This window comes from Methylomonas sp. MgM2 (assembly GCF_054172045.1).
In genome coordinates, this window is the sequence record NZ_JBSYXO010000014.1 from 28265 (window position 1) to 51500 (window position 23236).

At 44.0% G+C, this 23236-nt stretch carries 22 protein-coding genes; 18 read left to right on the forward strand and 4 right to left on the reverse strand.

Annotated elements, in window-relative coordinates; translation table 11 throughout:
* The first annotated feature begins 1 nt into the window (after position 1).
* From ACW73I_RS12120 to ACW73I_RS12130, 3 genes are read left to right on the forward strand one after another with little or no spacing between them, the layout of a single operon-like run.
* The gene (locus ACW73I_RS12120) at positions 2–334 is read left to right on the forward strand and encodes a J domain-containing protein (protein WP_458029708.1); all 333 of its coding nucleotides are present in this window, start codon (positions 2–4) and stop codon (positions 332–334) included.
* 5 nt (positions 335–339) lie between these two features.
* On the forward strand, positions 340–996 hold the full coding sequence (locus ACW73I_RS12125) for a nucleotide exchange factor GrpE (RefSeq protein WP_458029635.1): 657 nt from the start codon (positions 340–342) through the stop codon (positions 994–996).
* A 9-nt stretch (positions 997–1005) separates the two neighbouring features.
* The gene (locus ACW73I_RS12130) at positions 1006–2730 is read left to right on the forward strand and encodes an Hsp70 family protein (protein WP_458029636.1); all 1725 of its coding nucleotides are present in this window, start codon (positions 1006–1008) and stop codon (positions 2728–2730) included.
* A gap of 99 nt (positions 2731–2829) precedes the next feature.
* Here ACW73I_RS12130 and glgX read toward each other — a convergent pair whose 3' ends face one another.
* On the reverse strand, positions 2830–4965 hold the full coding sequence (gene glgX, locus ACW73I_RS12135; protein WP_458029637.1) for a glycogen debranching protein GlgX: 2136 nt from the start codon (positions 4963–4965) through the stop codon (positions 2830–2832).
* A 243-nt stretch (positions 4966–5208) separates the two neighbouring features.
* Between glgX and ACW73I_RS12140 the strand changes: the two genes are divergently transcribed.
* From ACW73I_RS12140 to ACW73I_RS12210, 15 genes are all read left to right on the forward strand, one after another.
* Positions 5209–5841 carry a DUF4912 domain-containing protein gene (locus tag ACW73I_RS12140; protein WP_458029638.1) on the forward strand — a complete coding sequence of 211 codons (633 nt, stop codon included), beginning with the start codon at positions 5209–5211 and terminating at the stop codon, positions 5839–5841.
* On the forward strand, positions 5822–7426 hold the full coding sequence (locus ACW73I_RS12145) for a glycoside hydrolase family 57 protein (RefSeq protein WP_458029639.1): 1605 nt from the start codon (positions 5822–5824) through the stop codon (positions 7424–7426). The genes ACW73I_RS12140 and ACW73I_RS12145 overlap by 20 nt, the downstream gene beginning before the upstream one ends.
* Positions 7427–7429: 3 nt before the next feature.
* On the forward strand, positions 7430–8899 hold the full coding sequence (locus ACW73I_RS12150; protein WP_458029640.1) for an endonuclease/exonuclease/phosphatase family protein: 1470 nt from the start codon (positions 7430–7432) through the stop codon (positions 8897–8899).
* Positions 8900–8999: 100 nt separating this feature from the next.
* Entirely contained in the window at positions 9000–9830 is an 831-nt protein-coding gene (locus ACW73I_RS12155; protein WP_458029641.1) for an ABC transporter permease, read from the forward strand.
* Positions 9831–9868: 38 nt separating this feature from the next.
* Positions 9869–10849 (forward strand): Rpn family recombination-promoting nuclease/putative transposase, encoded by a 981-nt coding sequence (locus ACW73I_RS12160; RefSeq protein ID WP_458029642.1) that lies wholly within the window; start codon positions 9869–9871, stop codon positions 10847–10849.
* Between the two features lie 440 nt (positions 10850–11289).
* On the forward strand, positions 11290–11700 hold the full coding sequence (gene mntA / locus ACW73I_RS12165; RefSeq protein ID WP_458029643.1) for a type VII toxin-antitoxin system MntA family adenylyltransferase antitoxin: 411 nt from the start codon (positions 11290–11292) through the stop codon (positions 11698–11700).
* Positions 11693–12109: a type VII toxin-antitoxin system HepT family RNase toxin gene (hepT, locus tag ACW73I_RS12170; protein ID WP_458029644.1), complete on the forward strand. Its 417-nt coding sequence runs from the start codon at positions 11693–11695 to the stop codon at positions 12107–12109. The genes mntA and hepT overlap by 8 nt, the downstream gene beginning before the upstream one ends.
* 200 nt (positions 12110–12309) lie before the next feature.
* Positions 12310–13566 (forward strand): ABC transporter ATP-binding protein, encoded by a 1257-nt coding sequence (locus ACW73I_RS12175; RefSeq protein ID WP_458029645.1) that lies wholly within the window; start codon positions 12310–12312, stop codon positions 13564–13566.
* On the forward strand, positions 13563–14249 hold the full coding sequence (locus ACW73I_RS12180; RefSeq protein WP_458029646.1) for a class I SAM-dependent methyltransferase: 687 nt from the start codon (positions 13563–13565) through the stop codon (positions 14247–14249). Before ACW73I_RS12175 ends, ACW73I_RS12180 begins: the two co-directional genes overlap by 4 nt.
* Complete coding sequence (locus ACW73I_RS12185) at positions 14246–15223, forward strand: glycosyltransferase family 10 domain-containing protein (RefSeq protein WP_458029648.1); 978 nt, start codon at positions 14246–14248, stop codon at positions 15221–15223. The genes ACW73I_RS12180 and ACW73I_RS12185 overlap by 4 nt, the downstream gene beginning before the upstream one ends.
* Positions 15189–15935, forward strand: a complete 747-nt coding sequence (locus ACW73I_RS12190; RefSeq protein WP_458029649.1) for an FkbM family methyltransferase — start codon at positions 15189–15191, stop codon at positions 15933–15935. The genes ACW73I_RS12185 and ACW73I_RS12190 overlap by 35 nt, the downstream gene beginning before the upstream one ends.
* 4 nt (positions 15936–15939) lie before the next feature.
* Positions 15940–16815 (forward strand): alpha-1,2-fucosyltransferase, encoded by an 876-nt coding sequence (locus tag ACW73I_RS12195; protein ID WP_458029650.1) that lies wholly within the window; start codon positions 15940–15942, stop codon positions 16813–16815.
* Complete coding sequence (locus ACW73I_RS12200; RefSeq protein WP_458029651.1) at positions 16812–17867, forward strand: glycosyltransferase family 2 protein; 1056 nt, start codon at positions 16812–16814, stop codon at positions 17865–17867. Before ACW73I_RS12195 ends, ACW73I_RS12200 begins: the two co-directional genes overlap by 4 nt.
* Complete coding sequence (locus ACW73I_RS12205; RefSeq protein WP_458029652.1) at positions 17864–18766, forward strand: glycosyltransferase family 2 protein; 903 nt, start codon at positions 17864–17866, stop codon at positions 18764–18766. The genes ACW73I_RS12200 and ACW73I_RS12205 overlap by 4 nt, the downstream gene beginning before the upstream one ends.
* A 33-nt stretch (positions 18767–18799) precedes the next feature.
* On the forward strand, positions 18800–19948 hold the full coding sequence (locus ACW73I_RS12210; RefSeq protein WP_458029653.1) for a hypothetical protein: 1149 nt from the start codon (positions 18800–18802) through the stop codon (positions 19946–19948).
* Positions 19949–19969: 21 nt separating this feature from the next.
* Here ACW73I_RS12210 and ACW73I_RS12215 read toward each other — a convergent pair whose 3' ends face one another.
* The 3 genes from ACW73I_RS12215 to ACW73I_RS12225 all read right to left on the reverse strand — a co-directional run bounded on the left by ACW73I_RS12215 (position 19970) and on the right by ACW73I_RS12225 (position 23210).
* On the reverse strand, positions 19970–20908 hold the full coding sequence (locus ACW73I_RS12215; RefSeq protein ID WP_458029654.1) for a glycosyltransferase family 2 protein: 939 nt from the start codon (positions 20906–20908) through the stop codon (positions 19970–19972).
* A 266-nt stretch (positions 20909–21174) separates the two neighbouring features.
* Positions 21175–22332, reverse strand: coding sequence for a glycosyltransferase family 4 protein (locus ACW73I_RS12220; protein ID WP_458029655.1), 1158 nt, complete (start codon positions 22330–22332; stop codon positions 21175–21177).
* Positions 22332–23210 carry a glycosyltransferase family 2 protein gene (locus ACW73I_RS12225; protein WP_458029656.1) on the reverse strand — a complete coding sequence of 293 codons (879 nt, stop codon included), beginning with the start codon at positions 23208–23210 and terminating at the stop codon, positions 22332–22334. Before ACW73I_RS12225 ends, ACW73I_RS12220 begins: the two co-directional genes overlap by 1 nt.
* Between the last annotated feature and the right edge of the window lie 26 nt (positions 23211–23236).

The following is a 23236-nucleotide window of genomic DNA, read 5'->3' on the forward strand; positions in this document are numbered from 1 at the left end:
CATGCTTAAGCACACGCCCTACCAAATCATTGGCGTCGGAGAAGATGCGGCCGATGCCGAAATCAAACAGGCTTATCTGCAATTGGCCAAACGCCATCCGCCGGATTGCGATCAATTGCAGTTCAGGCGCATCCGGCAAGCGTATGAATTGATCAAGGACGAAGAAAGCCGTTTGCATTACGCATTGTTTGATTTGCCCGACATCGAGTTCGAACTATTGCTCGATGATGCGTTCAGGCGTGAAACACCGGCTCAAGCCATGGCGCCGGGAGACTTTATGCAGCTGTTCGCCGAAGAATCCGTCAATAGCGCACTTGCGAAATCAGGGCGTTAACCATTATGGCCGACGAAGACCTTCAAGCCCTTTTGCTCAAAGCCTTGCGGCAATATGTAGAGGAGAGCGAGTTCGCTCAATCCTTTGCCGTCGATCAGCCGGACTTGGCGGCGTTGTTCAGCGATTTGGCCGAGCTAAAAGCCGAAGTCAAGTCCGAGTCGCTCCAATTCAAGGCTGCACTCGATACCTTGAGCGGAGCCGTGGATACGCTTAGAACCGATAATCTGGCTTTGACAAACGAACTGACCTTGGTCGGCGAGCGCTTAGGCCGGCAAACATTCGAAACGCAACGGGCCATGTTGATGGAATGGTTGGATGTATACGACAGGCTCGCCGACGGATATATGGCGTTGCAAAACTACCGGCCGGTCGATTCGCTGTTCAACCATTCGAAAAAACGCGACGTGCGCTTCATCGAAAGTCTGCTTCAAGGCCAACGACTCACATTGCAGCGTTTCGAACTCATGCTTAAACGCCGCAAGGTCTATCCGATGGCTTGCGTCGGCAAGCCCTTCGACCCGCAAACCATGAATACCATTGCCATCGGCAGCGATCCGAAATTCGGCCAGGGTATCGTGTTGGAGGAACTACGTAAGGGTTTCATGCTCGAAGATCGCGTACTGCGCTTGGCCGAAGTCAAAGTCAACAAACTCGAATCTTAAAGGATTGCTATGAATGACATCATCATCGGTATCGATCTGGGAACCACGAATTCGGAAGTGGCGATCGTGGAAAACGCTAAGGTGACCGTCATCGCCGATGGCGGCAACAAAATCCTGCCGTCTTTCGTCGGCGTGGGCGATAGCGGCGAGATATTGGTCGGCGAAGCCGCCCGCAACCAGTATTTGCTGTATCCGGAACGCACCGTTAAATCGATCAAGCGTTTGATGGGGCAGGATATACGGGTTGCCATGGCCGGCCACAACTACACTCCTCAGGAAATATCGGCGATTATTTTGAAGCGGCTTAAAACGATCGCCGAAAGCTATTTGGGTAAACCGGTTCATAAAGCCGTCATTACCGTACCGGCTTATTTTTCGGACGCCCAACGCCGTGCCACGCGCGAAGCAGGCGAAATCGCGGGCCTGGAAGTCGTGCGCATGATCAACGAGCCGACCGCGGCAGCCTTGGTGTACCGGGGCCTCAATGCGGAAGCCAAGCGTCTGTTGGTTTACGACTTGGGCGGAGGCACTTTCGACGTATCGGTGGTCGATGTGCAGGACGGCGTAGTCGAAGTGTTGTCCACCCATGGCGATAATCACCTGGGCGGCGACGATTTCGACCAGCTGATCGTCGAGCATATCTTGAAGCATCTGCGCCAAACGCACGGCCTGGATGTCGAACCTCACAGCAAAGCCCTGGCCCGCATCGCGCGCACCGCCGAACAGGCCAAATTACAGATGTCCGATGAACCCTATGCTCAGATCGCGGAGGAATATCTGCTGGAGCACAAAGGCATACCCATACACCTGAACCTGGAGCTGGCGCGTTCGGCCTACGAAGACATGATCGGCGCCTACGTCGATAAGACTATGGAATCGGTGCGGATCGCTTTGAAAGAGGCGAAGCTGGCAATATCGGATATCGACGAAATCATCCTGGTCGGCGGCTCGACCCGCACGCCTTGCATACGTGAACGTTTGTCCGACGAGTTCGGTTTCGAGCCGCACGGCGAGGTCGATCCGGATTTATGTGTGGCGATGGGGGCGGCCATGCAAGCGGCCATGATCGCCGGTCATGCCGTTGACGCGGTGCTGGTCGACGTGACGCCGTATACCTACGGCACCAGCGCGATGGGTTATCTGGACGGCATGCCTTATCCATACCAGTTCTTTCCCATCATCCACAAGAACAGCGTGCTGCCGGTGCGCAAATCCGAAGCCTTCATGACGCATAAGGACGGCCAGCGCATGGTCGATGTCAGGATTTTTCAAGGCGAAGACCCGGACGCGTTAAATAATATAGAAATCGGCGAATTCAAGATCGAGGGTTTGCAAAACGTAGCGGCCGGCAACGTCATAACCGTGACCTTAGAGCTTGACTTGGACGGCATCTTGCACGTTTCTGCGCAGGAAAAAGCCACCGGTAATGAAAAATCCATTACGATCAACAATGCGATATCCCGTTTCGCGCCGGAGGTGCTCGCCGATGCCAAGCAACGCATCGAAGGCTTGTTCGGCGAATCAGTGGCGGCTGCGGAAACGGCTCTGGGGGACGAAGCCAGGAGAGTCATAGCCAAGGCCAGACTATCGCTCGATAAGGTGTCGGCCGAGGATAAGGAAGACATTGTCGATTTGATTTATACCCTCAGCCATCATATTGAAACCGGCGACGGCGAAGGCATGCGAGGCCCGCTAGAACGGTTGAAAGACATGCTCGCTTACATCGGAAGCTGATGCCGGATAGCGCGCTATCGGTCGCTGGTGAAATCCGCAGATTTCTCCTCGACTACGCTCCTAATAAATGCGGCTTCAGGTTCGGCGATAGGACCTGTTTCAAAGTGAGAAAAAACCGATGCCTTTATTAGCGGATACCGAATGAGTCCTGGTGTTTTCGAATACCACTACCGAATGCGCATCGACCAGGTAGCTAGTTTTACCGATCGGCTTTTGCTTTTCCGGAACGACGATATCATCCGGCGCTCCCAGGGAAGTATCGACTGCCAAACACCAGGACCTATTGTCTATCGCGGGTAAATGTACATATTGCTGACTGTCGGACATATTCATGACGACATGCAGATCGGCGTCGTCCGGACCCATACCGGCCAACGTGAAAATCAGAATCCGGTTTTCAGGGTTGTTCCATTCGGGCGGTTGGCCCGGTTCCAAGCCATGCCAGGTAATATCGGCAATGCCTCTGTCTTCTATAATAGCGCCGGTGAGAAAATTACGGCGCATCAGAGACGGGTGGCGTTTTCTAAGCTGTATCATTCGTTGCACAAAATGCAATATGTCCGCATTGCGCTTGCTGTCTTCCCAATCTAGCCAGCTAAGTTCATTGTCCTGACAATAGCAGTTATTATTACCTTTTTGGCTATGTAAAAACTCGTCGCCAGCCAACAACATGGGCACGCCATGGCTCAATAGCAGGATAGCAAATGCGTTTTTTACTTGTTTACGGCGCAGGGCCAATACGGATATGTCTTGGGTAGGACCTTCGGCGCCGCAATTAAAACTTAAATTGTGATTGCATCCGTCCCGATTGTTTTCACCGTTAGCCTGATTGTGTTTTTCGTTATAGCTAAACAAATCGTTCAAGGTAAAACCGTCATGGCAGGTAACGAAATTGATGCCGCTGATGGGAAGACGTCCTTGGCGTTCATATAAATCGCTGCTGCCGCAAAGCCGGGTAGCCACCTCGTTGGCGACACCCGCATCGCCGCGCAGGAATCGACGTATCGCATCGCGGTACATGCCGTTCCACTCGCCCCAGCGATATCCCGGAAAACTCCCGACTTGATATAAACCCGATGCATCCCAGGCTTCGGCGATCAGCTTGGTTTTAGCCAATTGTTGGGATAGTTCTATGCCCCATAGCACAGGTGGGTCCTGCATGACATGGCCTTCCTCGCCCCGCGCCAACGCACTGGCCAAATCAAAACGAAAGCCGTCGACATGCATTTCCTTAACCCAGTATTCCAAACAACTGATAATAAAATGACTGACCAACGGGTGATTGGCGTTAACGGTGTTACCGCAGCCGGTGTAATCGTGGAAAATGCGTTTGTCGTATTTGTCGGTCAAATAGAAGCTATTGCCGTTGATGCCTTTAAAGTTAATGACCGGCCCTTCGGAACCGGCTTCGGAGGTATGATTAAAAACCACATCCATAATCACGCCGATACCGGCTTGGTGCAAGGCTTTGACTAAATTACGAAATTCTCCGATATGTGTGGCTTGTTCCGGCGTCACACAATAGCCCGGATGCGGACTAAAAAAACTATGGGTGCTGTAACCCCAATAATTCTTGAGTCCCAGTTCCGCGGTATGCGCAGGCACGTCTTGCTCATCGAACGCCATCACCGGTAACAACTCCACATGAGTAATGCCGAGTTGCTGTAGATAAGGAATCTTCTCGATCAAACCGGCAAAAGTACCGGGATGTTTGACATTGGAAGACGAATGGCGGGTAAAACCGCCCACGTGCAACTCGTATATAATGGCTTTTTCGCTACGGATTGCCAGCGTTGTGTCGCCTTCCCAATCATAATGATTGTTGTCGACTACCGCGGCACGCATGGAATAGGGCGTGTTATCGCCGGGCAAACAGGCCGCGCTGCGTTGCCAAAGTTTGTCGCTAACCGCTCTTGCCCAAGGGTCCAGCAGTAGCTTGTCACGATCGAAACGCAAGCCTGATTCGCGAGTCACCGATGGCCCGTCTATCCGCCAAGCATACCAAGTGCCTATGGGCAAATGTTCAACAAACACGTGCCAGGAGAAGAAAGTATGATTGACGTCCTTTTGCAAGGGTATGATTTGAAACGGTTGTCGACTATCGGCATGATTAAACAGTAATAGTTCGACATGCGTAGCATGCCGGCTGGAAATCGCAAAATTGACGCCATCCTCGCCGACGTTTAAACCAAGCGGATAAGGACTGCCCGGTCTCAATGTGTACTTTTTATGCATGAATTGAAGTGAAAGCGTTTGGTTATAGGCGATTTTACTGCAATCGTAGCGAAAGAAGCGGTTATCTTGCGTAAATTATCCGCAACAGGTAGAGTTTTACGCGAATTTTGCACCTGGCGTTTATTTTATTTTTAATTCATTTGGCAGATCTAATCCGAATCAACTAAACGATTTTTTTAAACTGATATAATGCCGTCAAAGTCTTCCAAGTCTCGTCCCCGTCTCCCACTGTCACGGCAAGAGATGTACGGCATCAGTCAGGCTATCAGTCGTGATTTTTCGCCACGCTTCTTCGCGAGTCGGGCAACGCGTTCGCCGACTACACAGTTTTCCCCACAGGAGTTACTGGATATCAGTAGACAAATCATCCGGGAATACGCGCCTACCCGAAATAGCGGGCAATCCAGGCTGGTATTACTGGCAATATCGCCAAGACGATTACATGCTTATTGGCGTATTTCCAAGCGCCGGCTTAGCACGGCGCTTAATCGCATTGAACAGCAACCGATGACCTTGAGAATCTATACTCAGCCTGAAACGAATGCGGAAGAGGTCGTACCCGGCAGTACGCCGGCAAGCTGGCTGGATGTCGATATTACTAATGACGACGGCCATCAGGATATTTATTTATCCGAACCTGTCCCCGATTCAACTCCTTTTAAGTTTCGGGCGGTGATAGGCGAAAATAGAGGCGAGCGTACATTTATTCCACTGGTATATTCCAATACGGCGGCTCCCTGTCCATCGCCTCAAGCGCGCCATCAACAATCGGGTCCTGTCATACAGTTGATGATGTCCGTAAACCATGCTTCGTCCACCGGCAAAAGTGCGTCAGGCCAAGGAAAGAACCGAAACGATGAATACCGGCTATCTTAGTATCGTTCTGCATGCCCACCTTCCTTATGTGCATCATCCGGAACACGATAGTTTTTTTGAAGAAAATTGGCTGTTCGAAGCGATTACCGGCTGCTATTTGCCGTTGATCATGATGCTGGACCGATTGCAGCAAGATCGGCAGACTTGTCGCCTGACTTTATCGCTATCACCGACATTGATCACGATGTTACAGGATGATTTATTGCGGAATCGGTATTTACGCCATTTAAACCGCTTACTGGAGTTGACGGAAAAGGAAATTGCACGCACTAAGGATCAATCTCAGATTCGCGGGCTTTCGGAACGCTATCACGCCGATTGCCTGGAAGCCATGCACTGCTACCAAAACCACTATCAATGCGATTTGCTGGCCGCCTTTGAAAAGCATCAGCGTAGCGGTAGCTTGGAATTGATCACAACCGCCGCGACCCATGGATTTTTACCCTTATTAAATGTTAGCCAAACAGCCGTTCAAACCCAAATTAAAATCGGTCTCGATACGTTCCAAGCACGTTTCGGTTTTCGCCCCAACGGATTTTGGTTGCCCGAATGTGCTTATTATCCTGGCTTAGAAACGCTGCTAAAAGACAATGGCATTCGATATTTCTTTGTCGACAGCCACGGTATTCTTGACGCCGGCCAGCCGCCGCGCTTTGGCGTCTATGCTCCGCTGGACTGCGGTAACGGCGTAATGGCATTCGGGCGTGATCCGGCTTGCTCGCAACAGGTTTGGAGTGCGACGGAAGGTTATCCCGGCGATGCGGATTATCGGGAGTATTACCGGGATATCGGTTTCGATTTGCCACTGGATTATATCGGTCCTTATATTCTCGACGGCAAGACGCGCATCAATACCGGCATCAAATATCACCGTGTCACAGGAAATGTGGATCGTAAAGATATTTACGACCCCCATAAGGCTCTGGCCAAAGCCAAGTTACATGCGGAAGATTTCATCGGTAAGCGCCGGCAACAGACAGAAATGCTGGTTCCGGAAATGGACATCCCCCCCATCATCGTGGCCCCGTACGATGCGGAATTGTTCGGGCATTGGTGGTATGAAGGCCCCTTCTGGCTTGAGCAGGTTCTACGTCTGGCCAACCAAAGCGACAGCCGCCTTCAGACAGTCAGCTGCGGCGATTATCTGGAACTGTTCCCAAACCAACAGCAAGCGACGCCGTCAGCCTCGACATGGGGAGATCAAGGCTATTCCGATTACTGGTTGAATGAAACCAACGACTGGATATATCCTTTGTTGCATAAAGCCGGTCAGGAAATGGAAAAGTTAGCAAGCGATTTGCAAGGCTTTAAAGTCAACGAATTGCAACAACGCGCACTTAACCAGGCCGCACGCTCGTTATTATTGGCGCAGGCCTCGGACTGGCCTTTTATTCTGAAATCCGGCACTACGGCGGAGTATGCGAGAAAACGTCTGACCGATCACTTGGCACGTTTCAATTATCTACACGATTGCATACGCAAAAACAGGATAGACGAGCGTTATCTAGCGGCACTGGAAATTATGGACGACATCTTTCCCGACATTGATTTTCGTGAATACAGCGTTTCGGAACGCAAGGGGTAGGCAATGGCTAAAATTGAATTGCTGGCGGTCGAAAACACTCTGACCCGAAAAAAAAATGGTCATCAACAAGTCTTGCAGTTTCTGATAGCGGTCGAAAGTCCCGATTACCACAAACAGGTCGATGTTATCTGGAGCGGCCATGATGGTATCTGGCATACCTTGGCGGCCGATTATCAGGGGCCTCGCGGCGAACATCAAGAATATTGGCAGGCGCGCGTTACGATAAGCGCCAAATCAGGTAAAAAGTTGCCGGGCGATGTTTGCTTTGCTCTGCGATTGCGTTCCGATACCGACGAAGCCTGGGATAACAACGATGGCTGGAATCACCATTGCCGGCAGGGTAGCGGTTTAACGCTAATCGGCGATTTGCCGCTGCAAAATCTGAGCTTCAAACAGCATATAGACGATAAACAGCAATTCGTACAAATTAAGATTGCTATAAATCCGGCCTATCGCGCAGACAATGTCGAGCTGCATTGGACTAACGATAACTGGCGAACGAGTCAACAAACCAAATGTCATCGCAATAAGCGACAAAAGCAACAAGGGGCGCAGATCTGGGCTGCTCGCCTAAAAGTCGGCGAAGTGTTTGCGCTTGAGTACGGCATTCATTGTAAAACGCCATTTCAGGAGCTTTGGGACAATAATTTAGGGAAAAACTACCGCATCAGCCGTGAACCGTTACGGGTAATGATATTAAACCTGCATTGTTATCAGGAACAGCAACAGGACTACAAATTCTCGCAAATAGCCAAGGCCATTAACGAGCAAGCCGTAGATGTGGTTTGCTTTCAGGAAGTCGCGGAACATTGGAATGACGGTAACGGCGATTGGCCCTCCAATGCGGCCAATATCATCAATCAAAAACTAAAGCGGCCGATGAATCTTTATACCGACTGGTCGCATTTGGGCTTCGACAAGTACCGCGAAGGCGTTGCGATCTTAAGCCGTTATCCGCTGCAAAATACCCAATCCCGCTATGTATCGGATAGTCAAGATCCATACAGCATCAGCTCCCGTAAAGTCGTCATGGCTCAAATAGAAGTGCCCTACATGGGGGCGATCAACGTATTTTCCGCGCATCTGAGCTGGTGGGAGGACGGATTTCAACATCAATTTCAGCATTTGTCCGATTGGGCCGAGAGTCAGTCAACCGAAGATACCAAGGCTACGATGCTGTGCGGCGACTTCAACATTGCCGCCGGTTCCATTGGTTACCAACAAGTCGTCAACGGTAACCAATACGAAGATCAATATTTGGCCGCCAATCATCAAGGTCTGTTTGAAAAAATATTCCGCGTTAACGATCCTCACTGGGGCAAATTATTGGCGGATGACTACCGCATCGACTATATTTTTCTGAATAAAACCGCCGAGCTAAAGGTTAAGTCGGCAAAAGTTCTTTTCACCGATTGGGATTACGGACAGGTTTCCGACCATTGCGGTTATTTGATGGAGTTTGAGCCGGAATAGCGGATTCCTTCGCGCTGTAAAATACCGTTCCCGGAGACACCGGTATTGTTTCTCACGGAAAACCAACGCAGCCACCGAAAATCTTTGATCCAATATCAGAATGACCATTCAACGAGAAATCATCATCACCCCGCATAAAACCCTTGGCGAATCCGGCCGAGAACTGTGGGAATACCGCGACTTATTTTATTTCATGGCCTGGCGGGATTTCAAAGTCCGATACAAACAAACCGCCATCGGTGCCGCTTGGGCCGTAATAAGACCATTACTGACCATGGCCGTCTTTACCGTCGTCTTCGGGAAACTCGCCAAACTCCCGACGGAAGGCGAAGCACCCTATTCAATCATGGTGTTTACTGCAATGTTACCGTGGTACTTTTTTGCCACGACTTTAAGCGAAAGCGCTAACGCCGTTGTCAACAATTCGGCGATGATCAGCAAAGTCTATTTTCCGCGCATCATCATTCCCACCGCGCCCGTCTTCGTTAATCTAATCGACTTCATCATCTCGTTCGTCATTTTGATGGGTTTGATGATCTATTACCGGTTTGTACCCAGCTTATATCTGGCACTGATGCCTTTGTTCTTGATTCAAGCAGGAATGGCCGCACTAGGGCTCGGCTATCTAATCGCCGCGCTTAACGTGAAATACCGGGATTTCCGTTTTATCGTTCCGTTTATCGTGCAAATGGGGCTCTATATATCGCCGGTCGGATTCAGCAGCCAAATCATCCCGGACCAATGGCGCTTGCTCTATTCGATGAACCCCATGGTCGGCGTCATCGACGGATTTCGTTGGATGGTCTCCGGCGACGCATCGGCGCTTCATTTGCAAGGATTCTATTTGTCTATCGGCGTGTCGCTTCTGTTGTTTTTGCTAGGACTGAACTATTATTCAAAAACCGAAAAACAGTTTGCCGACACCATTTGACGACATCGTTTACTAGCAGCATGACCGCCGAACCCGCAATGCCTCACGACACGGGCTACAAACTATTGTTCAGCCATCCGCGCTTAGTACAAGATTTAATCACCGGGTTCGTACAACCCGAATGGCTGGACAGCATCGACTTCGGCACTTTAGAGCCGTACAAAGCCGGTTTTACGACCGACGATTTACGCCAACGTCACGACGACTGCATTTGGCGGCTAAAATTTAAGGACACTTGGCTGTATCTTTACTTGTTGCTGGAGTTTCAATCCAGTGATGATTATTTTATGGCCAACCGTGTCATGGTCTATATGGGGCTGCTATATCAGGATATCGTTCGCTCGCAATCACTGAAAAAAGGTGACAAACTGCCTCCCGTGCTGCCTATCGTCATTTACAACGGCTCATCCGATTGGAGCGGACCGGTTGCAATTGAAATGCTGATCGATCCGGTTCATCCGGCCCTCGGCGCATTCACGCCGCGATTGAGTTACTTTCTGCTACAGGAAAAAACCACGCCGAAAGACTATAGTCAACGGCATCCGGATAATTTGGTCGGTCATTTGATCGCACTGGAATTTTGCAACACCCCGGATGAAATGCGTGAACGCATTCAATGTTTGCACCAACTACTCAAATCGCCGCAATACCAACAAATCCGCCGCGGATTTGCCATTTGGCTAAGCCGTTTATTGCGCGTAAGATTCAAACAGCAAAGCATCCCCGAATATCAAGAACTTAACGAGGTAGACGCCATGTTAGCCGAACGCATGACAGATTGGACCCTGCAGTGGAAAATCGAAGGCCTAAACGAAGGTCGTAAAGAAGGCCTGGAAGAAGGTCGTAAAGAAGGCCAAAAGCAAGAAGCGGTTCGCTTGCTGACCAAACAGATCCGCTTGAAATACAGCGAACTACCAAACTGGGCTGAACTCAAACTACAGCAAGCCGATACCGAACAACTGGAACACTGGGCCGAACGCATTTTCTTAGCGGACACCATAGAATCTTTATTGGAATGAGCCAAAGACCAACAGATGCAGCTCCGATCGAAGACCGGAAGCACACAAAACGCCACAATATTGGCTTGTCTATGTTTTTTGCGGTGCATTACTGGCGGCATTGAGTTAATAAGCCAAAGGACTGCGTTCAAAAAAACTTCAGATCAAAACCTAAAAGCCACGTCTTTCCGGCCTGGAACGCCGTAACCTGGGAACGACAGGAGATTGAACGGCTTACCACTCATAGGGAGACAAAACGATGTACGCCATAGAATTTGGAACAGACATAAAAAATAAATATATCGAATTAAAAAATTACGAAAAACTTGTAAACAGACACGCCAAAATAATTGTATTGGTGGAAGATACTTCTGTTTTAGTTTACGCTTCCGTAAACCCGGAAAAGAAAAAGTCCAATTACCTATGAATATATTTTGTTCGGTTTATCGTTACTTTAATTTATGAATTTCAAAAAAATCAAAATCCGGTTAATTCAGTTAACAAAAGCAAACGACAATATAGAATTGCTCTGGCTCTATGGATCGCATGCCAAAGGAATTGCGCATGAAAAAAGCGATATTGATTTAGCCGTTGCCTTTAAAACCTGGGAACAGGATATTATTGAACGCCGATTAAGGCCCGAGTTACTCGCTTTAGAGTGGCAGAATAAACTAGACCTGCATGAAAACCAATTAAGTATTTTGGACATAGCTACTGCCCCTATACCAATAGCCATGTCCGTACTGCAACATGGCGAATTACTACTCAGTAAAAATCCAGCCAGGCAATTGCAAGAGCAGCAACGCATCATGTCGAAATGGGAAATAGATTACTTATACCATTACCAAAATCGGTACGCTATTAATGGATAATCCTTATATTTTATCGATGCGCGAGCATCTCGGTGAATTACAAAGCGAGTTAGAAGGTTTAACCGATATAATTAGCCAGCGAGATTTAAATCGATATGAATATCGGGCTGCAGAACGAACGTTGCAAATATTAATCGAAGCGTGTATTAGCATTGCCAAACACTGGAACTATACTTTATATAAAACGGCACCCGCCGATGCCTATTCAGCTTTCGAAAAACTATCCCAGCAGGGGATTGAGGGAATCAATGATATAGAATGGCGTAAAATTATCGGCATGAGAAATGCTCTAGTACACGATTATCTCAATATCGAGCCGGAAATAATTAGAGCGTTAATAAAAAATGCAGCATATACCGGATTGCTTAAGTTTGCTGCTAAAGGCTTAATCGCGTTACAAGACATATGAACTCTATTGCAAAACAGCTTTCTTCAAAAGTATCGACGAAGTCACTTACATCAAATTAGTCCAAATATGAATGAATAGACGATGCCTCCTACAACTGCGCCGAACTTCACACTATTTTAAACGAGCAATAGCATATTTATGTTGACGCCATTATCCTCGGCGCAAATAAACGCGCGGCTAAAATTCCAGTATAACCAACTATGACAACCGTCATCAAAGTCGAAAACCTAGGCAAAAAATACCTGATTGGTCACGAGAAAGAGGCGCGCTACGAAACGTTGCGCGATAGTTTAAGCCATGGCGTTAAATCCATGGCTAACCGCCTGATGCACCCATTGCAACCCAATACCGAGGAAACTGACTTAGAGGAATTCTGGGCGTTAAAAGACATAAACTTCGAAATTCAACAAGGCGACAAGGTCGGCATCATAGGCCGCAATGGCGCCGGTAAATCCACGTTATTAAAAATACTCAGCCGCATCACCGCACCGACCACCGGCAAAGTCACTCTAAAAGGCCGCGTCGCCAGCCTGCTGGAAGTCGGTACCGGCTTTCATCCCGAATTATCCGGCCGTGAAAATATTTATTTAAACGGCGCAATCCTCGGCATGCGAAAAGCCGAAATAAAAAGAAAATTCGATGAAATCGTCGAATTTGCCGAAATCGAAAAGTTTCTGGACACTCCGGTCAAACGCTATTCCAGTGGGATGTATGTGCGATTGGCTTTCGCAGTGGCTGCGCATCTGGATCCAGAAATATTAGTTGTAGATGAAGTACTGGCGGTAGGCGACATTGAGTTTCAGGCAAAATGCTTAGGAAAGATGAATGAGGTAAGTAAAATCGGAAGAACGGTTTTATTCGTGAGCCACAATATGGCGGCCATTAGCAATTTATGTAGCAAAGCTCTATTGCTTCATAATGGATGTGCAATCGCTATGGGTAACGTATCTCACGTGACTCTGGAATATTTGAAGAGCGACAATTGTAATAAAATGGCGTTGCCCGCACAGAAGGAAGAATTAATTATTCATGAGTTTGATATAAATCAAGGAGGAGCCCCGGTTGATCATGTTGATGGCGACAAATCATTTAATATAAACATCGTTTTTGAATTATTAGAGCCTCTAACTGCATTCAGAATTGGAGTTTATTTAAAACTAGTAACGGGAGAGACCATTTTTCGATCTTTTTTGGCTGATTGGGAACCAAAAAATGAATTTATTGACTTAGGTAAATACGAAGTAAAACTCACAGTGCCACCAAAATTACTCTTCCCTGGCAACTATAAAGTGATTTTGCATGCAAGCAGATACGGAATTAAAGATTATTTGGATAAAAACAATATACATAAAGAAATTAGCATATTGCAACCACATAAATTCAATCAAGGCCACATCAACGAAACGTTTCATTCATTCATATTAATGCCACAACAATGGCTTATAAATAAATTATGAATATTTTAAAAAAAATAAAGAGAAAAATTATCTACGTTTTTCCATGGCTTCGTTGGATAGGATTAATCTCCCCGTTCAAAAAGTTCATTAATTCGATCGCCTATAATTTCTGGCTATATAAGCTATCTGGCAAAAAGTTTAAAGGTCTCAATCTCGGGTCAGGTGGTACTATTATTCCGAATTATCTCAATATCGATGGAAATCCCTTTACCTATTGTGACGTAGTTGCAGGGCTGGAGAAGATACACCTTCGAGATGGCGCTGTTGATTATATTTATGCATCACATATTTTTGAACATATCCCACGAGAAAAAACTCTTTCAGTCCTTAATGAATGGAGTCGAGTACTATCTCAAGGAGGCAAGGCATATATCTGTGTTCCTGATCTCGAAATATTAAGCAAAATCTATCTAGAAAATCTGTCAGGTTATGACAAGGAGAAAAACTCGCAATTAGTAGCTGATCTCGCATGTGATGTAATTTTTGGTGGTCAGGTCAATCGATTCGATTTTCATTTTTATGGATACTCATTTCAAACGTTACGACGATACTTGAAAGATGCTGGTTTTTCGAATGTCGAAAGATTTGAACGAGCAAAGATGGAAGATTTTCCGCCAGTTGATGCATCTTTTGCACGGATTGGCGAAATACCGATTTCTCTAAATGTAGTTGCTTCAAAATGATCAAAGTAAAACTAACAACATCATTTCCAGCTTGGCCTATTTTGCGACAGACACCAAAATGGAGAGGAGAATGGAATGACTACAAGTTCTACGTAGATGATGACACGGTCACCGATTGTGATTATTGGGTTGTATATGATGGATTGTTAAAGCCCGAAACTGTAACCTGTCCGAAAGATAATATAATATTTATTGCATCAGAACCCCCCGACATTAAAACTTACGCTTCACAATTTCTACACCAATTTTCATTAGTTATTTCCTGTAATAAAGCCATTAAACATCCTAATAATCATCTTATGCAACAATCATTACCATGGATGCTAGGAGTGAAACAGAAACAAGGGCAATACGAGACGCTGTATGATTATGATAAATTGATTTCTTACCAAAATAGTAAGGTAGTCAAAAATAAACTTTTATCGGTGGTTGTTTCAAACAAGAAACTTACTCAAGGACATAGGCAGCGATTAGTTTTTGTCGAAAAATTAATAAAAGAGCTCGGCGATACCGTAGATATCTTTGGCCGCGGGTTCAATGAGATAGCCGATAAATGGGACGCAATCGCGCCATATAAGTATCATTTGGTCATGGAGAACAGTTTCGTTGATGACTACTTCACAGAAAAACTAACAGATACATATCTAGGAAGAGCATATCCAATTTATTGGGGGTGCCCTAATTTAGAAAAATATTTTCCAGAAGAGTCGTTTTCTAGAATTAATATGACTGAGTTTTTAAAAGTTGCTAAGATCATAAATAGCAACATATACGAAAACTCAAAAAATTATATAGAAATATCGAGAAATATGACTCTCTATAAATATAATTTGTTTTCAATGCTTACAAATAGGCTAAAAAAAATCAACACACAAACCAAAAAATCCAAAAACACCATTTTTCCTGAAAGCTTCAGAAAAGTTGTCAGGATTAAATATATTGCCAAAAAATTTATTATTGACAATGCTAAATAATACTTTAATTAAATCCAGATTATTTTTTAGAAAGGGTCTCAGGTTTGTCGCGGCTAAGCTTTTAAAATTGGGAGATAAATGTTATCAAAGTGAGCTTGAAAAAAATGTTGCACTATGGAATCAATATCATGGAGACGAAACCTATCGTTTGCAATACGACAACATTGATCAAAGCTCTTTAGTATTAGATGTCGGCGGTTACAAAGGACAGTGGGCAAGTGATATATATGCGATGTACCAGTGCAAAATATACGTAATAGAACCTGTTCAACAGTTTGCTGAGATAATAAGAAAGCGTTTTGATCGCAACTCTGATATCTGTGTATTTACAATAGCCTTGTCTAACGAGAATAGAACTGACTTTATTTCTCTAGATCAAAATAAATCTTCTTTGTATAAGACCAGTAGTTCATGCACAAAAATTCAACTTGTTGACGTTGAAAATTTTTTCACTGAGAATAAGATCGAGTCTGTCGCAATAATGAAAATTAATATAGAGGGGGGGGAGTATGAATTGCTAGAACAAATGATTGACTTAGGTTTAACAAAAAAAGTTATTAACTTCCAAATTCAATTTCACGATTTTATATCTGATGCTAAAGAAAGATTAGAATCAATTCAAGAAAGACTCTCTCAGACGCATTTATGCACTTACAAATACCCTTTTGTATGGGAAAATTGGAGACAAAAAACTAATACTATTGACGAATAAAAAAATGATTATACAGAATATTATTGGTGGCCTAGGAAATCAAATGTTTCAATATGCCTTCGCTTATGCACAAAGCCAAAATCGCAATACAACATTAAAGCTGGACACCACCTCATTTCAAAATGAGGAGTTACGAAAATATATGTTAAATAAGTACAACATCAATAGCCAAATAGCATCACCTGCTGAAATCAGTTTACTTAAATATGAGCTAGAAAGCACGCTACAAAGGACAATAAGAAATATAAAAAGACTTCCCAGACCCTTTTCTAGTACTTATTACCAAGAACGTTGTTTTGAGTTTGATAAAGGTGCTTTAAAGCGAACAGGTGATATTTATTTTAACGGTTATTGGCAAAGCGAACAATATTTTTGCAAATACAGAAACAATTTGTTGCATCAATTCACGCTATCACGCCCGATTAATCACAAGACAAAATTGTATTTTGATAATATATCTTCTTGTGAATCTATTAGTTTACATATTCGACGTGGCGACTATGTATATAACACAAAAACTAACAATATACATGGAACATGCAGTCTCGCTTACTATGGCGACGCTATTTCTTTCATAAGCCCAAGAATCGAAAATCCATTTCTTTTTATTTTTAGTGACGACCTTCGTTGGGCAAAAGAAAATTTAGTAATAGATTCGCCTGTCACATTTATTGAACTCAAACATGAAGACCGTGATTGCGATGAAATGTTCTTAATGAGTCAATGTAAACATAACATTATTGCTAACAGCTCATTTAGCTGGTGGGGAGCTTGGCTCAATCAAAACCCAGGCAAAATCGTAATAGCTCCTAAACGGTGGTTCAGAGATACAGCCATTAGTACAGACGATTTGATACCAGAATCCTGGATACGAATATGAGTACGCCGTTAGTTTCGGTTGTGATGCCCGTTTACAACGGTCAAAAACATTTATCCGAAGCTATTGAAAGCATCCTGTCACAACACTTTCCTCACTTTGAACTTGTAATCATCGATGATGGATCAACTGACAGCACTAGCTCGATTATTCAACAATACGTAAATAAGGACTCCCGTATTCGCTTTTATCGTAACTCCACTAATCGCGGTTTAGCAGAGACGCTCAATATCGGAATGCAGCTTTCGTGCGCGCCTTTTGTTGCACGCATGGATGCGGATGATATTGCACACCCTAACAGATTAGATCGTCAGTATGAATTTATGCGTGCTAATCCGCAAATTAGTCTCTGCGGAACCGCAATACAAGTCGTTGAATCTCCTAAAGTCGCTGTTCACCCACCTAATACGCACCAAGAAATAGTAGCAGCCATGCTATTTGAAAATAGTCTTTGTCACCCAACCATTTTTTTCAAAAAAGAAATAATTTTTGGTGAATTTCATGGATATCAAAGTGCATTCAACGGAGCGGAGGACTACGATTTATGGCAGAGACTAAGTGAATCGCCACTAGTTCGCTTTGCTAATTTATCAGAAGTATTATTGAGCTACCGCACTCATCCGACTTGGAACCGAGCGACCTACAAATTAGGCCAACAGAATCTAACCAACATGATTCGATTAAGGCAACTTGAAAGGCTAAAACTAAACCCAAATGAATACGACCTAATTTGTCATGAAATGCTGTCTACGCCAACTTCGACAACATTTCGACCTAATTTCGATGATTGTCACGCTTGGCTCAATAAGATTGAAATAGCTAATAATGAGCATAATGTCTTTTCACGTCCCCATTTAGAACACGAACTGGAAAAGCGTTGGTTAAACTTATGCTTACAAACCTCTTATAAATACCCATTTTCAGTATCGGCATATTTAAAAGGTAGAAAGTCCGCTGGGCTTTTAAACAATACTTATCAATTAACACGAATGCTCTGGCGGTTTTACAAAAACAAATTCAGGCCGCTTAAAACCGATTTAAATAATTTAATATGAAAAGCATTGCAATAATAACTCGAACCATCAATAGACCATTAACTTTGCGTAGAACAATGCTAAGCATAGTTAATCAAGAATTTAAAGATTTAAAATGGGTTATTGTAAACGATGGTGGTCAAACGCAAACCGTCGACCAAATTCTTATAGAGGCATTAGCGTCCGGAATCGAAGCTTCCGCCATTCACAACAAAACCTCATTTGGAAGAAAGGCCGCAAGCAATACAGGAATAAAACAGTCAAAAAGCAAATATATTGTACTCCTGGATGACGATGACACTTGGCATCCTGAATTTTTAACAAAATGCATCAGATTTTTAGAAAACCCAATAAATAGCTCTTACAAAGGAGTGGTTACTAATACATTAGTTGTAGAAGAAGAAATTACCGACAAAGAAATACTCACCAACAAGACTTACCCATTTGACGCTAATCTGTCGGCAATAACTCTTTTCAGAGTTGCCAAATTCAAGTCATTTCCAAATTTGTCTTTTGTTTATCGCCGAGACGCACTAGAAGAAATTGGATTGTATCGCGAAGATTTACCTGTTTTAGGCGACTGGGAGTTCAACTTGCGGTTTTTAACTAAGTTCGACATAGGATTCATTCCGGAATATTTAGCCAATTATCATCAAAGAAAAAAATCAAAAAAAGATTCCTATACGCAAAGCGATATTGACCATATTCATATAGCTACTTATACAAAAATAAAAAACGAATTACTGCGAAAAGATCTAGAAAATAACACTGTAGGGCTAGGTTTTCTGGTTAACATCGGTGACGAAATAAATCAACTGGAAAGAATTATAAAACGAGGTAGTATGCGATGGATTTTACAAAATATGCTCAATAATCTGAAACTTACTTATACAAGTAATATTAAACTGAAAAATTATTAGAAGTATATTAAACAATTTTAATTTTAATAAAGAATGGAAACCATCTCAAACAAACTGCCAACAGTTGCCATTTATTCCAAGGAAAGTCCTAAGGCCGCATGTTCGGCTATACGCTTATTTGACCCAATATCGGCTTGTAACTGGAACATTATTTGGAAAAAAAGGGATGATTGTGCTGGAACTAATTTCGACACCAATAACATAGAGAAAGTCGATTTAATTATTATTCAAAGAGACTTTCCTTGCAGAAAAACAGCGAATATATTGTCATATTTGACTTCGCTAAGAATTCCTATTCTGTACGATGTAGACGATTATATTATTGATAACCAAATAAAGCATCAACGATATTTTTATTTTAAAACAGTTAAACCATATATACAGTGGATTATTCAGGAATCGGACATCATCACCGTCTCCACGTCCGAGTTAAAAGAAAAGATAGAAACTCATACCAACAAGCCTATCATCGTTAACCGCAACCTAATAAATCATGAGTTACTATACGTTCCTCCACGCCAAAGAACGGGTACAGTTAATATATTAGTATCCGGCACCCCATCCCATAAGCATGATTGGCGAATAATTATCGAGCCAATCAACGAAATATTAAAAAAATATAAAGACGGGGTTAATATCACTTTTCTTGGAACTCCACCGAAGTTTTTTCTGAACAACCCGTTAATTACTAAAGTTAATTTCGAACGGAATTATGTCGACTACGCTGCACAGCTACGTAATTTGAATGCAGATTTCGCTTTAACCCCTTTAGAAGACACGGCGTTCAATCGTTGCAAGAGCAATATCAAATGGCTGGAATATTCATCTGCAGGAATTCCGGGAATTTATAGCAATCTCCCGCCTTACAACTCATGCGTTAAACATAACGACACCGGGTTATTAGTTGACAACGATCCAGAAGCCTGGTTTTGCTGTATTGAAGAACTGATTGTTAGTCCAGAGAAAACGAGCGCGATAGCAAGGAACGCGCAAAACCAAGTCCTTGAAAATTACTCAATAAAATCGGCCGGCGCTGATTACTCCGCAGTATTTTTAGATATGATAAAACAAAAAAGAACTTCCGGAGCGCAATTTTCACCGCCGGTTCGTCGTATATTCAGTGACACAGCAAACATTATAATGGACAAACTTTGCATTTTATATGGCATTTTAACTGAGTAATTTCTGTCATTGAATTTAGCCTTAACGAGTCGTACTCCGACTTGGAGATATTGATATCCCATCCCGAATGCCCTTTAATATATTTTTAGCTTGGTCTTTTCCATTTTTATCAAAAAGGGAAAAGTATAAGAATGTAAAAATCACTTTCGCGGTAACGTTTACAGCCCAGGAATAAGGCGTATAGCTCATCTTACTTAGCCAAATGGCATTTCTTACGATAGTATAGTGCCGCTCGGGTGATCTATGCGGCATAAACCGCCAACCCATAAGCCAATATCTGCATACACTATCCCCCATATGATGCAGGAGATAGGACTTAGTGCAAACGCCGTAACATTTATACCCCAAATGTCGTGCACGCATATACCAATCCGTCTCGACATGATCAATAAAAAAGTCTTCCCGGAATGGCCCAATAGACTCCCAATGATCTAAAAAAATCATACTCCCAGAAGAATTAATAAATTCGCACGTGATTAATCTACCATCACCAACATTGCATCCTTTTTTTTTCCATATACCCCATTTTAGCGATGCAAATTTAAAGAATACGTTAGATCTTGGGTCGTACAAGCGAGGACCAATTGCCGTGACCTGTTTGTCAGACAAGACTAGTTGTTCGGCGATTGCTTTCATTTCACCTATTAAGCCTTCCTGTGGCAGGCTATCTTGATCAAATAAAATAACAAACTGATGGTGTTCCTTACGTGCATAATCAATGCCTATATTTAAAGCTTTAGCAATTCCATAATTTTTTTCAAGCTCAATTAAAATTACTCGTTCTTTGAATTTTAATGTCAGGTTCTTAATATATTTTCTTGAATAATTAGAATGCCAATTATCAACAATGTAAATTGAAACAGGTGACTTTAAAAGTCTACATAAAAGTTGATCTATATATTTTTCTAATGGATTAAAAGTAATAATCACACAAGCTATGTTTATATTGGGCAAAGTCATTAGGTTATTCGACGTGAGGGAGTTATGACTTAATCTGGTGCGTAGCGCATTTGAAGCGAAGAGACGCATGACTAAAGATAATGTAAAAAGTGGGGCAGTGCCAGCGCTATTGATTATTAAAACGGCTTTTTTGACGATGGAGGTTACAGTAACTTCCCTTCGGCGCGACTCCCGCAGGCAATACACGGTATTTATCTCATTATGTCGGTGTGATGCTTATTGTAAGTGCCCTATGGCGTAATCGTTTTCAATCATCTAAAAATCCATTAGTCCATTATTACTTTTTCGCAAAGCCGCCTTACCCGGTTTCCGAACAACTCCCAGGAGAACTTTGCAGCGTGAATTCGACAACTCTCTATATTCACTGATTTTGAGGCATCATCGTCATGCAAGAGGCCGTTCAGTATCGTTTGAGTCATGCCGTCGTAATCGCCAGCGTCAATCAGCCAACCGGATTGATTATGATCAACGGCCTCCGCCACTCCCCCCACTGCAAAGGCAACGGTAGGAAGTCCGTAGGTTGCAGCCTCTATCGCTACCATGCCGAAACCTTCCACGTCGCCTGGTAAATCGAGCCCTGGAAAAATATGTAAATAACTACCTTGATAAGCCTCGACCAGTTTCGTTTCGTCAACATGGCCGAGCAGTCGCACATGTTCCGTTAATCCTAATTCCTGTATCACATTTTCGATTTTTGCTCTTACGCCGATTTTATGATGCAAAGCATTATCCGGCTCGCTCCCTATGATAACCAACACACAACCGGGACAATTTTTGATGATGTCCGGAAGGCAATAACGAATAAACTCCGGCAAACCCTTACGCTCGGTTAATCGTCCAACGCTAAGCAAAATCCGGCAGTCGGCTGGGAGCCTTAATTTATTTTTAAATCCGTTCAATGAACACGGCGTTATGGAAAGGTCAGGAATTGTCACGCCGGGATAAACGATTTCGATTTTTTCAGAGGCTATTCCTTTGCTGATCGCTAAATTCTCTGTATTGCGACTATTAACCCAAACCGCATCCGAAGCTCGAATTGCCGGCAAAAATGAAATTTGATAGACCGGATTAGGCAGTACTAAATCTAAACCGTGCGCAAATGTTACGACCGGAACATTAAATACATAGCCTATCAATCTAGCCGACAATGCCGTTGCACCACTACCTGCTATGATCAAATTCGGTTTATGTTGATTACAAAATTTTAGCGTCTTCCACAACGAAAACCACAAGAAAACGTATAACGGCTTGTAAGGAAATTCGCAATATTGGGTATCGGTATCAAGATAAGAATGACTGCCGTAGGGTCCCGCGACCAAAACGTCATAGTTTTTTTTTAATTCCAGATAAAGATGGTGGTTTAAGCGTTCCATACCGCCCGATAAAGGGGGAAAGTTCCGGGTCAACAGCAGTATTTTCTTCATTACTGCCGCCTATCATCCTCGGCTGATCGATAGTGTAAAGATGAAATTTGTTCGGAAAGAATGCCGATTAAAAAAATGATCAAGGAAGCCAAAATCAGCACAGCACTCATATTGGTGAATCGCCCGCTGGTCGTAAAGGTATAAACGTAATAAGAAATACCCGAAAGAAAAACCATTGCGCTGATCGGCAGGAATAAACGCATCGGTGAAAATAACGAGCCTATCCGCAGAATAATGATAAAGAAGCGTACACCGTCTCTAAACAACCTCACATGGCTTTTGCCCACGCGCTTTCCCGCGTGAATCGGCACATATGCGACGGGAAATCCCGATCGAAAAAAGGCCATGGTGCTGGTGGTCGGATACGAAAAACCGTTCGGCAGCAAATAAAGAAACTTGCGAAATTTGTCCGCCCTGACTACCCGGTATCCACAGGTCAAATCTTCGATGCGATGGCCAGTCATTAAAGATGCCAATCGATTGTAGAAATTATTGCCTATTTTTCTAAACCAGGAGGCTTGCGTACTCACGTGCCTAGCGCCGACGATCATATCGTAACCTTGCTCTAACTTAGTCAACAGCGCCGGAATGTCTCCTGGATCATGTTGGCCGTCGGCGTCCATGAAAATCAATATATCGCCTTTGGCGTTTCTGGCCCCGGTTTTGATTGAAGCGCCGTTGCCTTGGTTATATGGATGACTGATGACGCGGACACCAGAGTCTTTTGCTAGTTGAGCGGTTTCGTCGGTGGAGCCGTCGTCGACAACGAGAATATCCGCGTCGGGCACAACGGTTTTTATCTGTTCCAGAAGATTCCGTAGATTAGCGGCTTCATTTTTCGCCGGAAGAACGACACTGAGCTGTTTTTTTGAAGTCACGTCATTAGGCCGATAAGTACAAAAAT

Coding starts and splice junctions, on each gene's coding strand:
- ACW73I_RS12120 (WP_458029708.1), top strand. CDS start 2: ATGCTTAAGCACACGCCCTACCAAATCATTGGCGTCGGAGAAGATGCG.
- ACW73I_RS12125 (WP_458029635.1), top strand. CDS start 340: ATGGCCGACGAAGACCTTCAAGCCCTTTTGCTCAAAGCCTTGCGGCAA.
- ACW73I_RS12130 (WP_458029636.1), top strand. CDS start 1,006: ATGAATGACATCATCATCGGTATCGATCTGGGAACCACGAATTCGGAA.
- glgX (WP_458029637.1), bottom strand. CDS start 4,965: ATGCATAAAAAGTACACATTGAGACCGGGCAGTCCTTATCCGCTTGGT.
- ACW73I_RS12140 (WP_458029638.1), top strand. CDS start 5,209: ATGTACGGCATCAGTCAGGCTATCAGTCGTGATTTTTCGCCACGCTTC.
- ACW73I_RS12145 (WP_458029639.1), top strand. CDS start 5,822: ATGAATACCGGCTATCTTAGTATCGTTCTGCATGCCCACCTTCCTTAT.
- ACW73I_RS12150 (WP_458029640.1), top strand. CDS start 7,430: ATGGCTAAAATTGAATTGCTGGCGGTCGAAAACACTCTGACCCGAAAA.
- ACW73I_RS12155 (WP_458029641.1), top strand. CDS start 9,000: ATGACCATTCAACGAGAAATCATCATCACCCCGCATAAAACCCTTGGC.
- ACW73I_RS12160 (WP_458029642.1), top strand. CDS start 9,869: ATGCCTCACGACACGGGCTACAAACTATTGTTCAGCCATCCGCGCTTA.
- mntA (WP_458029643.1), top strand. CDS start 11,290: ATGAATTTCAAAAAAATCAAAATCCGGTTAATTCAGTTAACAAAAGCA.
- hepT (WP_458029644.1), top strand. CDS start 11,693: ATGGATAATCCTTATATTTTATCGATGCGCGAGCATCTCGGTGAATTA.
- ACW73I_RS12175 (WP_458029645.1), top strand. CDS start 12,310: ATGACAACCGTCATCAAAGTCGAAAACCTAGGCAAAAAATACCTGATT.
- ACW73I_RS12180 (WP_458029646.1), top strand. CDS start 13,563: ATGAATATTTTAAAAAAAATAAAGAGAAAAATTATCTACGTTTTTCCA.
- ACW73I_RS12185 (WP_458029648.1), top strand. CDS start 14,246: ATGATCAAAGTAAAACTAACAACATCATTTCCAGCTTGGCCTATTTTG.
- ACW73I_RS12195 (WP_458029650.1), top strand. CDS start 15,940: ATGATTATACAGAATATTATTGGTGGCCTAGGAAATCAAATGTTTCAA.
- ACW73I_RS12200 (WP_458029651.1), top strand. CDS start 16,812: ATGAGTACGCCGTTAGTTTCGGTTGTGATGCCCGTTTACAACGGTCAA.
- ACW73I_RS12205 (WP_458029652.1), top strand. CDS start 17,864: ATGAAAAGCATTGCAATAATAACTCGAACCATCAATAGACCATTAACT.
- ACW73I_RS12210 (WP_458029653.1), top strand. CDS start 18,800: ATGGAAACCATCTCAAACAAACTGCCAACAGTTGCCATTTATTCCAAG.
- ACW73I_RS12215 (WP_458029654.1), bottom strand. CDS start 20,908: ATGACTTTGCCCAATATAAACATAGCTTGTGTGATTATTACTTTTAAT.
- ACW73I_RS12220 (WP_458029655.1), bottom strand. CDS start 22,332: ATGAAGAAAATACTGCTGTTGACCCGGAACTTTCCCCCTTTATCGGGC.